The sequence below is a fragment of the Coprococcus sp. BIOML-A2 genome (assembly GCF_009875795.1).
GTDB lineage: Bacteria > Bacillota > Clostridia > Lachnospirales > Lachnospiraceae > Coprococcus > Coprococcus aceti.
This window is the reverse complement of record NZ_WWSI01000004.1, coordinates 62,955-77,520: the sequence shown is the minus strand read 5'-3', so window position 1 is coordinate 77,520 and position 14,566 is coordinate 62,955. Positions and strand designations below refer to the sequence as shown.

Here is a 14,566-nt window from a genome sequence, read left to right as displayed (position 1 = left end):
ATGGAGATGTTGATTAGGGCTATATGTCTGGTTGGGGGCTATGGAGTAGGACTCATTCAGACAGCGTATATTTACGGCAGGATAAAAGGTGTTGATATAAGAAAGTATGGAAGTGGAAATGCGGGAACGACAAATGCACTGAGAGTTCTTGGAAAGAAAGCTGGACTGATAGTTTTCCTGGGGGATTTCCTCAAAGGAATAATCGCCTGCTCACTGACACATATCATACTTGGCCAGCTAGGTATAGGTAATGCATACATGTTCGTACTGTATACAGGACTTGGAGTTGTGCTTGGTCATAACTTCCCATTCTATATGCAGTTCAAGGGCGGCAAGGGAATTGCTGCCAGCGGCGGAATGATAGTAGGTCTGTGGGACTGGAGATTGGTAGTGATACTCCTTGCAGCGTTCGTTATAAGTGTTGTGATAACAAGATATGTATCGGTTGGATCACTTACGATCATGATCGGATTCTTCATATTATACACAGTATTTGCAATTCATGGAGATTATAATTTCACATCGAATGCAAAAATGATCGAAGGAATAATCATGGCGGGAATCATAGCCGGAATGGCCGTGATAAGACATTGGCAGAATATCAAGAGACTGATAGCGGGAACGGAGAATAAGTTGTCGTTTGGTTCTAAGAAGGCTTGATGGAAAGCGGAAGCGAATAGAGAGTTATTGAATCCCCTCCTTACTGGATAAAACAGGAAGGAGGGGATTTTTTGTAGTGAGCTACGTTTTATAGATGTCTGGATAAAACAAAATCAGATAACATAATGAGTATACATAAAACCGAGATTATGGTTATGTGATATTTATACGCAGTGAAATGTGTATTAAAAACTGTTGATTAGAATAATGTGAGTTTACATAACTAGCCCAAAATCTAAAAATACAGTAAAAATTTGCAAAAACATCCATGTATTGTCACTATAGACTGGATTAAATGATGAAAAAAAGTTAAAATAGAAAAAAATGATTCAAGGATTGAAAAAAGAAATATAAATATTTTGGAGGTATTTTACGATGAAAATAGGTGTTCTCGGAGCAGGTGGATGGGGTTCTGCACTTGCTAATCTGCTGGCAGGAAATGGACACGAGGTTATAGTGTGGTCTATAGATGAGAGAGAGGTTGCCATGCTCAAGGAATTTCATGAGCAGAGAGACAGACTTCCGGGCGTTATACTTAACAGCAGTATTGAATATACAACAGATGCGTCAAAGGCTGTTATTGGTCAGAAGATGATAGTGTGCGCAGTGCCTTCTCCGTTTGTCAGAAGCACAGCAAAGAACATCGCTGACAAGGTGAGCAACGGACAGCTTATCGTGAATGTCAGCAAGGGAATAGAAGAGTCCACACTCAAGGCTCTCGTGGAGATCATTGAGGAAGAAATCCCACAGGCTAAGGTGGCTGTCCTTTCGGGTCCGTCACATGCAGAGGAAGTAGGCCGCGGAATACCTACAACGGTAGTTGCCGGTGCCCGTGATATAGAGATTGCAAAGACGATCCAGAACGCATTTATGAACGATTATTTCAGGGTATATACAAGCACTGATGTGACTGGTATTGAGCTGGGTGGTTCAGTGAAGAATGTAATAGCTCTGGCAGCCGGAATATCAGATGGACTTGGACTTGGCGACAACACGAAGGCTGCTCTTATGACCAGAGGAATGGCGGAGATCATGAGACTTGGACTTGCCATGGGCGCAGATGTCAAGACGCTGTCAGGACTTTCAGGAATGGGAGATCTTATAGTTACATGTACATCCAAGCACAGCCGTAACAGGAATGCCGGATATCTCATCGGTCAGGGTAAGACCTATGAGGAAGCTATGGCGGAGGTCAAGATGGTTGTTGAGGGTGTTTATTCTGCCAAGGCAACACTGGCACTTGCCAGGGAGCATGGGGTTGAGATGCCTATCGTTGAAGCAGTCAATAATGTATTATTTAATGGCATGACGGCAAAAGAGGCTCTCACAGAGCTTCTCAACAGAGACAGAAAGAGTGAATTGTAATCGATTATATTTTATATGTTTGATATATTTCGATAGATTATGCTGCCGAAGAATAGTAGTACAAAATCACCTAATAATTAAACGATAAAGTAAATGTGAACAAAAAAGCAACAGAAAACTGTTCTTTTTGTTCACAAACTGTTTACAATTACCATGTGTTATGATAAATTTAAAGCAAGTGTGTAAGTCGAAAAATAATTAGAAAAGAGGTATTACAATGGCAAAAACTACGAAAAAGCTTATAGCACTGCTGCTGGCGGTAGTTATGATAACTACGTTGATTTCGCCTTCTAATTATAGTTGGTCCAATGCGGCCGAGACGAGAGGGGGAGACGCATACGCCACGGCTACTGATTCGATAGCAATGCTGTCGAGTGCAGCAGTAACCGGAAATCTTGAAGATTATATTACTGGAGCTACGATTGCTGATAAAGCAGGTGATATATATGGTAGCAGTTCCAGACCGTCCACAACGCCGCTTCCTGTAGATCCAAATGATCCTACAAAAGCCGGTGTAGATATCCAGATGTCTATGGATATAGTGTTTCCGGAAAATGTTGTTAATAGCATAGTGGAGTCTGGTGAAGATGCAACATTTACTTATACGATGCCGGATACCATAAAGTTTAATTCCGATATTCTGAATGAGGATATAACTGATGGAAGTGGTAACAGGATCGGTTCGTATTCAGTTGTGAACGGAGTCCTTACTGCGACGATCGATCATACAGCACTCGAGGGGGGAGCCCAGCTCAAGGCTTTCTTCAAGGCGTGGATCGATATGGATCTCACAAAGTACAATGAGAAAAACCAGGTCGAGAACAAATTCACAAGCACTGTGATTGTGACTGTGGATGTGGATTTCAAGCCTGATGTGGATGTGAAGAAGACCGCATCCGAGGGTAGAGTTACAGATCCTAAGGATGGATATGTATACTTTGACTATACCGTAGAAGTTTCATCCAATCATGGAAGTGCCAGTGAGGATCTGAACTTTAGTGATGTTATAGCCAACGACATAGCAGGTGTCACACCTGAAGTTACAGATATAAAGGTGATTAAGTCTGACAACACAGACTGCAGCTCATCACTCACATATAACAGTAGTACCTCTACTATAGAAGGAACTCTTCCTGCACTCGGTGCAAAGGAGTCATATAAGATAACCTATACAGTAAAGAGTAAAGTCGATGATCTTTCTCAGGACGTGATCAATCTGAACCAGAGCAATATTGCAGAGGCTAAGAATTCAAAGGTTGATGATAAGGATCAGACCAACAAGGGCTACAAATATGTGAAGGACGGTGCCACAGATCTCAAGGTTACAAAATCCTCAGATGGTGTGAGCATTGATCCTGACGATCACAAGATAGTTTACAAGTACAAGGTTATAGTAAGTTCTGAGTATGGAAGCGATGGTGATATTACACTTGATGATATTCTTGCAAATGAACTTGACTCAAAACTTGGATCTGATGCCAAGAGAACAGTACAGAATGTTACATGCAAGCTCAAGGACAGCAACGGACAGTACACGGATGTCACAGCAAATGGATATGTGACTCCTGCAACAGGAACCATAGGAAATGGTGAAACAGTTATAAATGGAAAGCTTCCGAAGCTTGACGCTAATTCACAGTATGAGATCACATACGAGGTTATTGTCTCAGATATTGCCGATGACATCGGAAGCATAAATGTACACAATAAGAATTGTGTAGACGTGTCAGATGATTCACATGACGAGCATACTGATAACGACAGCAGTACATGGTACAATGCCGGCAAGTCTACAGCATCCATAAGTAAGACCGGTTCACTGTCAGGTGACAAGTCAACCATAACATGGACAGTAACCGTGAATGCGGATAAGAAGAAGAATCTGACAGGAATGTCAGTATCGGATATACTCACAAAGAATGGGACAGAGCTCACAGACGAAAAGACGTGCAGCGTATCCATAAATGACACAGATGTTTCAACCACTATCAATCTTCCTGCAAGCTTTGTGGAAGAGAATGGTAAACTTTATTTGACGGATGGAACTTCAAGGGTTGATGTGACAGAGAACAAATCCAAGATCGTGTTCACCTACACAACAGATTCATCCAAGCTTGATAAGCTGACTGATGTTTATAAGAATGTAGCGACAATAGAGAAGAACGGAGTTACGGACAGCGCCGAGGCGACTGTAGAGGTGGCCGGTGATTCAGTAAAGAAGGAATTCGTATCAGAGACGGAGAACGATGATACATATACCCTTGCATGGAAGTCTACAATATCTGGCGTTGACAAGCTCAATGCGAATGATACATATACTGACTCTGTAACATATGATAATGGAGCACTTCCAAAGCATTACTTTACGGCAGATCAGATAAACGGACTTACAATAGCTGGCCTCACAGAGGGAGTTGACTACAAGGTAAAGGTAACATACGCTGACTTCTCAAATGTATGGGCACCAACGCTTTCAACTATTGACAGCGTTGCAGATGTTCCGGCATCATCTGATAACTACATAATAGGATATACAATAGAATTCCTCAGAGATATAACAGGCACGGAGGAGACCCCGATAGATTATGTTATCACATATAATACGACAGTAAAGTCTGACAGCAAGTATACGGCAGTCAACAAGGGTACTCTTACTATTGATGGTTCATCCAAGACATCACAGGATTCACATCCTGTATCTGGAATAACGAAGGGGTCTGTTGTAGAGAAGTACAGCTACACTAATGGTACTGATGAGAAAGAAAGCATTGTAGTATATGACAAGGCTAACAATGTGTTCGTATATAAGGTAGTTCTCAACGGTGACTTTGCGTATGGAGATGGAGACAGACTTTCCTTTACAGATACACTTCCTGCAGGAACTGAGCTCGATACTACATACCTTAAGAGTGATATGCTTCCAGAGGGTGTAGGAGAGACTATTGGCCATGCTGGAATATATTTTGTTTCTTATTATGCAGATAATAAGACGAGACCTCAGACAGGTGCAAATAATTATATAGAGAACTTTAATGTGGCAAGCAACAGTATTAGTTTTGACATAAAGTCACTTGAGTTTTATACCAGAAATGTCAAGGTTGTTGTCTACTATGCAGTCAAGGTCACAAAGGATATATCATCCGTTGTTGGTGGCAGTGACGTGGAATTCACCAACAATTGTTCGGCAACAGTTGTCAGAACCGACGGTTCAACTAAGACCAAGGATGACAGCGCAAAGGTTACTGTGACTGGACCGAATATTACCAAAACTGCAGGAAACTATGATAATGACACCAACAGTATTGAATATACTGTGCATATCAATGAGAAGGGTGAGGCTCTTGGCAATACAGGATCCATAACTGTAGTTGACAAGTATGACTACAGCAATGCGGATGCAGTAAAGAGAGTATTTATCAAGGATGGTTCATTTAAGCTTCTGTACGCAGATACAGGCGCTGAAGTTCCGGCGGACAAATACAGCTATACATATGCAGATGATACGACAGCTAAGATGTCTACACTGACACTCACCATGCCGGATGAGACAAAGTTTATTCTGAAGTATACATATACTCTTGTATATACAGGTAAGCTTACAGCGGATGTTAAGAACAGCGTTGGTATTCTTGGATCTACAAGTTCGGCAGATTCGTCATCGACGGACACGAACATCAATGATCAGGATTCATCAATGGGAACTGATACAGAGCAGTTTAATCTTTCGATAATAAAAACTGACTCTATAATGACAGGAATCAAGCTTGCTGGTGCGAAGTTTGAGCTTTACAGATATGGTGATCCAAACAACAGTGCAGACACTAACTGGAATCTCATGGTACCTGGAAGCGATGAGGAAAGAGTAACTAACGAACAGGGAAGACTTACATTATCAAGTTTGTATTATAATTACTATTACAAGCTTATAGAGGTGGAAGCACCTGAGGGTTATGAGAAGCTCACAGATCCTATATACATATATGAGAACAATATCTCATCCAGCCTGACAGGACCGAAACCTGCTGAGGTGACAACTGATTCTATCTCAGACATAGTCCTTGACAGCAAAGGTTCACAGGATTATACACTGCCAGTAGATAACACTCCTGAGAACAGAAAGATAACTGTTAAAAAGGTATGGAAGGATGCCGCAGGTGGAACACTGAAGGATATTCCGGTTGACAGTATAACAGTTAAGATTTATGCATCAACTAATCCATCAAGTTATGACAAGAACACAGATCCTGTTGTAAAGACAATTACCTTAAATAGTGCAAATAAGTGGACAAGCGATGAGATAGAGCTTAAAGTAGCTGATGCAAATGGCAACTACCTCTACTACTTTGCAGAAGAGGATTTCGATAATGCTGATTACCAGGTCACAATAAGTAATAATGGAACAGCAACCGGAACGATCACCATCACGAACACCAACACAAAGGTGACAAATGAGACGATCGATATTCCTGTAACCAAGAAGTGGGATGACAGCGACAACATTCTGTCAGCAAGACCAAAGAACATCAAAGTTACACTTGCCACAGAGGATGCGGCGGGCAATATAACAAAGATCGTTGACAAGACACTTACACTCAATGATTCAAATAACTGGAGTGGAACATTTACAGATCTTGATAAGAAGGATGCCGATGGCAATCTTATCAACTACACTGTAGATGAGGATGACGTAGAAGGATATACAAGCGATGTTCAGCTCACAAAGGATGAGAACGATGTAGTTACCGCTGCAACGATCACAAACAAGCTGAATGTTGGAAGCCTTGTTATCACGAAGTTCTTCAGCGGAGACCTCGATGATACAAAGCTTACAGATGCACAGAAGAAGCAGATCACATTTACAATATCAGGCCCTGAGGGATACAAGGGACCTACAATCGTAACATATGATCAGTTTTACTTAGGAAGCTACGTTATCAATAATGCTCCATATGGAAAATACACTGTAACAGAGACAGGTGCAGCGTTTGATGGATATACACATAAAGTTACATATACTGTAGGTTCATCAACAGGCAATACGGCTGCGGATGTTGTTATTTCATCATCGTCATCATCACTTGTGACTGTGGCGAATGAATACAAGGCATTTATCACGGTAAGTGGAACCAAGGTTTGGGATGACAATAATAATCAGGATGGCAAGAGAGCTGAGGATATTAAAGTCCGTCTTATGAATGGAACGACTGAGGTCGCAAGTAAGACGGTTACCCCTGATGCGTCAGGTAACTGGTATTTCAGCTTTGCTGATCTTCCAAAGTACGATGATAACGGCAATGAGATAGCTTATACCGTTAAAGAGGATGCGGTTGCGGGTTATGATACCAAGATAACCGGCGACGTGAAGACTGGATTTGTAATCACCAACAGTCATACACCTGAGACAATTGATATCAGCGGAACAAAGACATGGAATGATGCAGATAACCAGGACGGAAAGAGAGCTCCTGAGATTACAGTAAGACTTCTTGCAAATGGCAATGAGGTTGCTTCAAAGAAGGTTTCAAAGAATGATAACTGGAAGTACAGTTTCACAGATCTTCCTAAGTATGACAACGGATCAGAGATCGTGTATACAATAACAGAGGATGCTGTTAAAGATTATACAACTTTGATAGATGGATATAACATCACCAACAGCTACACACCTGGTAAGACAAGCATTTCAGTGACAAAGGTTTGGGATGATAACAATAATCAGGATGGCAAGAGAGAAACCAGTGTTAAGGTCAAGCTCCTTGCTGATGGATCAGATGTTGCAGATTCAGAAGTAACACTGAATGCCGATAACAACTGGACAAACACATGGAACGATATTCCACTTAAGTCCGGCGGTAAGGATATAACATATACTGTTGAAGAGACAAGCAATGTGCCAGGATATAAGGCTGAAGTTACAGGAGATGTCAAGACAGGTTTCACTGTTACCAATAGTCATACACCTGAGACGATAGATATCGATGGAATAAAGACCTGGAATGATGCAAATGATCAGGATGGTAAGAGACCTAAGAGCATCACAGTAAATCTCCTTGCAAATGGTCAGACTTACAAGACAAAGACTGTTACAGAGGCAGAAGGTTGGAAGTACAGCTTTACAGGTCTTCCAAAGTACAGCAATGGTCAGGAGATAAAGTATACCATCACAGAGGACAGTGTGGAGGGATATACAGCAGCTCCAAATGGTTATGATATTACAAACACACATGTTCCAGAGACTACAGATGTCAATGTCACGAAGATCTGGGATGACGCTGGAAATCAGGACGGCAAGAGGGCAAAAGAAATCACTGTCAAATTATTTGCTGATGGCACAGAGGTTGCCGGTTCAGAGGTAACTCTTAAAGAGGACAACAACTGGACGTATACATGGAAAGATCTTGCAGTTTATAAGAACGGTACAGCTATAGGTTATACAGTAGATGAGACAGCCACAGTGACCGGATATACGAAGAAGGTCACGGGTGATGCCAAGACAGGATTTGTCATAACAAACAGCTACATACCAGAGACCATCAATATAGCTGGTACAAAGACATGGGATGATGCAAACAATCAGGATAGAAAGAGACCTGAGAGCATCACTGTAAATCTTCTTGCGGATGGTCAGTTATACAAGACAAAGACTGTTACAGCTGAAGAAGACTGGAAGTATAGTTTCAAAGATCTTCCAAAGTATAGTGGTGGCAACAAGATCATTTATACCATCACAGAGGATGCGGTCGGTGATTATGCAACCGTAATAGACGGATATAACATTACAAACACATATACACCGGCAAAGACAAGTGTATCAGTCACAAAGAGCTGGGATGATGCAGACAATCAGGACAGAAAGAGACCTACGAGTGTAACGGTTCAGCTACTTGCGAACGGAATAGCAGTAGATGGCTCAGAGACTATATTAAGCGCAGATAACAACTGGACACATACATGGACAGACCTTGATGTGAACAAGGATGGAGCTGCGATAGCTTACACTGTAGAAGAAACAGATATTACTGAAGGATATACTCCAGTGATAACCGGAGATATGACAACAGGATACACAGTTACGAACAGCTACACACCAGAGACGACATCGGTAAAGGGTATTAAGATCTGGGACGACGGTGAGAATCAGGATGGTATCAGACCTCCAAGTATCACAGTCAACCTGCTTGCAAACGGAACAAAGATCAAGAGTCTTGAAGTCACAGCAGCAAATGACTGGAAGTTTAGTTTTACAGACCTTCCTAAATATGCAGAAGGATCAGAGATAACATACGAAGTAACTGAGGATGCTGTTTCCGAATACACTACAGCTGTGACAGGAGACGCAGAAAACGGATATACATTTACCAATAGTCACACGCCTGAAACGATCAATATAGAAGGAACAAAGACCTGGAACGATGCAAACGATCAGGATGGCAAGAGACCAGGAAAGATTACGGTAAATCTTCTTGCAGATGGAGACATATATGCTACGAAGGAAGTAACAGAGGCAGATGGTTGGAAGTACAATTTCACGGATCTTCCAAAGTACAAAAATGGCAATAAAATCACGTACACCATCACAGAGGATGCTGTTGAGGACTATCAGACACTTGTCAACGGATATGATATCACGAACAGTTATACGCCAGGAAAGACAAGTGTATCAGTTACAAAGGCCTGGGATGATGCTGATAACCAGGATGGCAAGAGAGCTAGAAATATAAAAGTAAGACTTCTTGCCGACGGAAACGTAGTTGCAGATTCTGAGGTGGATCTCAGTGATGCCAACAACTGGAGTCATACATGGAGTGATCTTGATATCAATAAGAGTGGATCACCTATTGAATATACTGTTGAAGAGATTACATCGGTTGAAGGATATGCAACAGTTATCACAGGATCTGCGAAGACCGGTTATATCATCAAGAACAGTTACACACCAGAGACAACTTCAATAAGTGGTAAGAAGATATGGAATGATGCAAATGATCAGGATGGTAAGAGACCAGGAAAAATCACAGTAAATCTTCTTGCAAACGGAGTGAAGGTGGCTGATAAGGAAGTTACAGCTGCGAACGGCTGGAAGTACAGCTTTACAGATCTTCCAAAGTACGCAGGTGGCAACGAGATCACATACAGTATCACAGAAAATGCTGTTGAGGATTATCAGACACTTGTAAATGGATATGATATCACGAACAGTTACACACCAGGAAAGACAAGTGTATCAGTTACAAAGGCTTGGGATGATGCCGACAATCAGGACGGCAAGAGAGAGAGTTCAGTAAAGGTTGAACTTCTTGCTGATGGAACTCCTGTCGTTGGATCAGAAACAACTCTCAGTGCTGACAACAACTGGACATATACATGGGCAGGACTTGATGTCAAGAAGAGTGGTGTGAATATCGTCTACAGTGTAAGAGAGATAACCGCAATTGATGGATATACAACCACAGTCACAGGCGATGCTGAGACAGGATTCACAATAAAGAACAGCTATACACCAGAGACGACATCAGTGAGCGGCAGCAAGACATGGGATGATGCGGACGATCAGGATGGCAAGAGACCTGGAAATATCAAGGTAAACCTTCTTGCAGATGGCAGCGTATATGCTACAAAGACGGTAACCGAGGCAGAAAACTGGGAGTATAGTTTTACAAATCTTCCAAAGTATAGAGATGGTGGAATTCAGATCAAGTATTCTGTATCTGAGGTTGATGTACCAGAATATACAGGTGAGGTTACAGGTTATAATATCACGAACAGTTACACACCGGGAAAGACAAGTGTATCAGTTACAAAGAAGTGGAGTGATAATGATAACCAGGACGGCAAGAGAACACCTAGCGTAATGGTTCGTCTTCTGGCTGATGGACAGGTTGTAGCTGGCTCTGGGGTAACACTCAGCAAGGCAAATAACTGGACACATACATGGAATGCTCTTGACGAGAAGAAAAATGGACAGACCATCGACTACACAGTTGAGGAGACTACAACTATAGATGGTTACACAACAGTCATAACAGGAAATGCAGCTGATGGATATGTGGTTGACAATCAGCACACACCTGAGACGATCAATGTATCAGGTACTAAGACGTGGGTTGATGACGATGATCACGATGGTCAGAGACCAGATTCAATAACAGTTAAGCTTCTTGCAGATGGTACTGTTATAAAGAGCCTCGTGGTTACAGCAGATACTGACTGGAATTACAGCTTTACAGATTTACCAAAGTACAAAGATAATGGAACCCTGATCAAGTATTCTGTATCAGAGAATGCTGTTTCGGGATACAAGGCATCTGTTACTGGATATGACATAACAAACACATACAAGCCAAATGTTATAAAACTTACCAAGACCATAAATGGAGATATTACAGCAGATGATGCAGCGACAAATGTAAAGTTCAATGTTACAAACAATGCAGGCTACAGTAAGATCATAAAGCTTACAGACTCTGAGGTTGCAAAGCTTGGAAATGGCAAGTATGAGATAACTCTTGTAAATGTGCCGGATGGTACATATACAGTTGAGGAAACATCATATGCATATGATGGAGCAGCGGTAACAGTCAGCTATACTGTGGATGGAATAGACGGTGAAGGAACAGAGGCATCCGGAATAACACTTATTGGTGGAAATACAGCCGATGTAGAGTTCGTTGATACCTACAAGCTTGGCACTGTCAAGTTCACTAAGGCTGGACTTTATAAGGAGTCATGTGCTGAAGACCCTGATGATGTAAAAATGCTTGATGGTGTAGAGTTTGCGCTCTATGAGGGTACAGATACAGAGTGTGAGAATCCTGTAATGACAGCAACAAGTGTAAATGGTGTTGTGACATTCAAGGATCTTAAGATTGGTACGTATCTTGTAAAAGAGAGTAAGACTATCGGAGATTATATTATCGATAACACAGTCTACACAGCAGAGGTAACAGAGGCAAACATTGACACTTATGCAGTGTTAAATGGTGTTCAGGATAACACACTGATAAATGATCTTCCTAGAACAGATCTCAAGATAGAGAAGGTTGCAGAGGAGAACAATGGCATAAAGCTTCCAAATTCAGTATACGGACTCTACAAGGAGAACGAGAATGGTGAGGAAGAGCTTGTCGCTAAGGCTACAACAGACAGCAACGGAGTTCTCAAGTTTGACGGTATTTTGATCGGCACAGAGTATACGATCAGAGAGATACAGGCGCCGGATGGATACTATGTATCTGAACAGCCAATATCAATCAAGTTCAAGAAAGATGAGAACGGAAAGATTACAGTTGAATCATTTGACGGTGGTTTTAATACTGACACAGGTAAAGTCACAGCCAGAGTTGATGAGAATGGAAACATTACATGGCTTGAACCTTCAGTAAAATACAGCTTTGAGAAAGTAGATGAGGATGGTGTTCCTGTAAAGGGCGCAACACTTCGACTCGAGGATGCTGATGGAAAACTCATTGATGAGTGGGTAACAGATGGCAGTGCGCATGAAGTCAACAATGTACTTGTAATTGGCAAGATCTATGCACTCATAGAGGTTAAGGCTCCTTCGGGCTATGACAAGGCTGATGATATACTGTTCACAGTTTCTGATGATAAGGTTGCAGCTGGCGAGGATATTGTTGTTACTATCACAATGGTTGATAAGAAGACAACAACGACCGAGACTACGGAAACCACAGAGACAACCGAGACAACACAGACAACTGAGACTACTGAAATAACAACAGAGGACAAGAACAAGCCGGATACTGGTGACAGAGCTCCTGTTGTACCAATAGCAGTTGTGCTCTTAATAAGTCTTGCCGGATGCGGTGTTATTGTGGCATCTAAAAAGAGAAAAGATAATCAGAGCAGCAAGTAATACAAAGCTGTGACATGTCCCCCGGGAATATCACCTTATATGGTGGTATTCTGGGGGATTTTTTTGTTCATAAAACAGCAGTTACATTCATATGCTATATATAGAAAATGACCGTAGATCTATTGTGTTTACAGTAATGTAATTATGTAAATAAATAGCATGTCAGGAGGATGTATGGAGGAGTATCAGGTATATCAGGATATCAAGGCGAGAACAAACGGAGAAATATACATCGGCGTAGTTGGACCGGTAAGAACAGGAAAATCAACATTCATAAAAAGATTTATGAACCAGATGGTTATTCCTAACATTTCAGGGGAAAATGACAGGCAGCTTGCACAGGATGAACTGCCGCAGTCGGCATCAGGAAAGACCATAATGACGACTGAGCCGAAATTTATACCAAAGGAAGCTGTATCAATCAATGTTGCTGACAATCTGGATATGAAGGTAAAGATGATCGATTGCGTGGGATATGTCGTCAAGGATGCCGAGGGTCAGTTTGAGGATGGCAAGGAGAGAATGGTGAGAACGCCGTGGTTTGACTATGACATTCCGTTTTCCAAGGCGGCGGAGATAGGCACAAACAAGGTTATAAATAACCATTCAACTGTTGGGATTGTTGTGACCACGGATGGCAGCTTTGGTGAGCTTCCGAGGGAGAGCTATCTTGAAGCTGAGCAGAAGACTGTTGATGAGCTGAAGGCCATTGGGAAGCCATTTGTCATTCTTCTCAACACCGACAAACCATCCAGCAGTCAGACAGCCGCGCTCTCGGCAGAAATGAGCGATACATATGGTGCAAGTGTTATTCCGGTAAACGTGGAGCAGCTCAGAGAATCGGATATTACATATATTTTTACAGAACTTCTTATGAGCTTCCCTGTCACATCTATATATTTTGAGATACCGAAATGGCTTGAGGTTGTCGATGATGACAATGAGATCAAGAGCAGCGTTATATGTGATGCAGTCCAGATAATGGCGGCTGCAGACAGCCTGAGGGATATCGATCATATGGACTACCCTGAGAATGAATATGTCAAGAGATATAAGTGTTCCAGCATAAATATGGCGGATGGATGTGTGAATATAGACGTCGATATCTACGATAATTATTATTACGCAATGCTGTCAGATATGATGGGCGCAGATATAACAAACGAGTACGATTTTATCACTGAGCTCAAATCCATGGCAGATAATCGTAAGTATTGTGTGAGTGTCATGGGAGCGCTTGAGCAGGTGAACAATGGAGGTTATGGCCTCGTTATGCCGGATAAGTCGAATGTCCAGCTCGGAAGTCCTGAGGTTATAAAGACCGGAGGAAAATTTGGAGTGAAGATATCGGCAAGCGCGCCATCGGTACATATGATCAAGGCGAATATCACCACCGAGATCATGCCGCTTGTGGGAAGCAAGGAGCAGGCGGATGATCTTGTTACATACATATCTGACAACAGCGATGATGGAGATATGTGGGGAGTTAATATATTTGGCAAGACCATAGAACAACTCGTTGACGATGGACTTAACAACAAAGTCAGCAAGATAGGTGCGGAGAGTCAGCAGAAGCTTCAGAATACCATGGAGAAGATCGTAAATGACGGAAATGGCGGAATGGTGTGCATAATAATATAAGATTGCATATTTATGGCAGGCTATGTT

The 14,566-nt window shown here is 41.9% G+C and carries 4 protein-coding genes; all 4 read left to right on the top strand.

All coding sequences use genetic code 11. The features are described from left to right. The 4 genes from plsY (at position 1) to spoIVA (ending at position 14,539) form a co-directional block, all read left to right on the top strand. The gene (plsY, locus tag GT575_RS09920) at positions 1-660 is read left to right on the top strand and encodes a glycerol-3-phosphate 1-O-acyltransferase PlsY (RefSeq protein WP_015534979.1); all 660 of its coding nucleotides are present in this window, start codon (positions 1-3) and stop codon (positions 658-660) included. Between the two features lie 375 nt (positions 661-1,035). Beyond that, positions 1,036-2,025 (top strand): NAD(P)H-dependent glycerol-3-phosphate dehydrogenase, encoded by a 990-nt coding sequence (locus GT575_RS09915; protein WP_022216421.1) that lies wholly within the window; start codon positions 1,036-1,038, stop codon positions 2,023-2,025. Positions 2,026-2,242: 217 nt separating this feature from the next. Further along, the gene (locus GT575_RS15325; protein ID WP_161171933.1) at positions 2,243-12,898 is read left to right on the top strand and encodes a Cna B-type domain-containing protein; all 10,656 of its coding nucleotides are present in this window, start codon (positions 2,243-2,245) and stop codon (positions 12,896-12,898) included. Positions 12,899-13,072: 174 nt separating this feature from the next. Then, on the top strand, positions 13,073-14,539 hold the full coding sequence (gene spoIVA, locus GT575_RS09905; protein WP_022216423.1) for a stage IV sporulation protein A: 1,467 nt from the start codon (positions 13,073-13,075) through the stop codon (positions 14,537-14,539). Positions 14,540-14,566 lie beyond the last annotated feature (27 nt).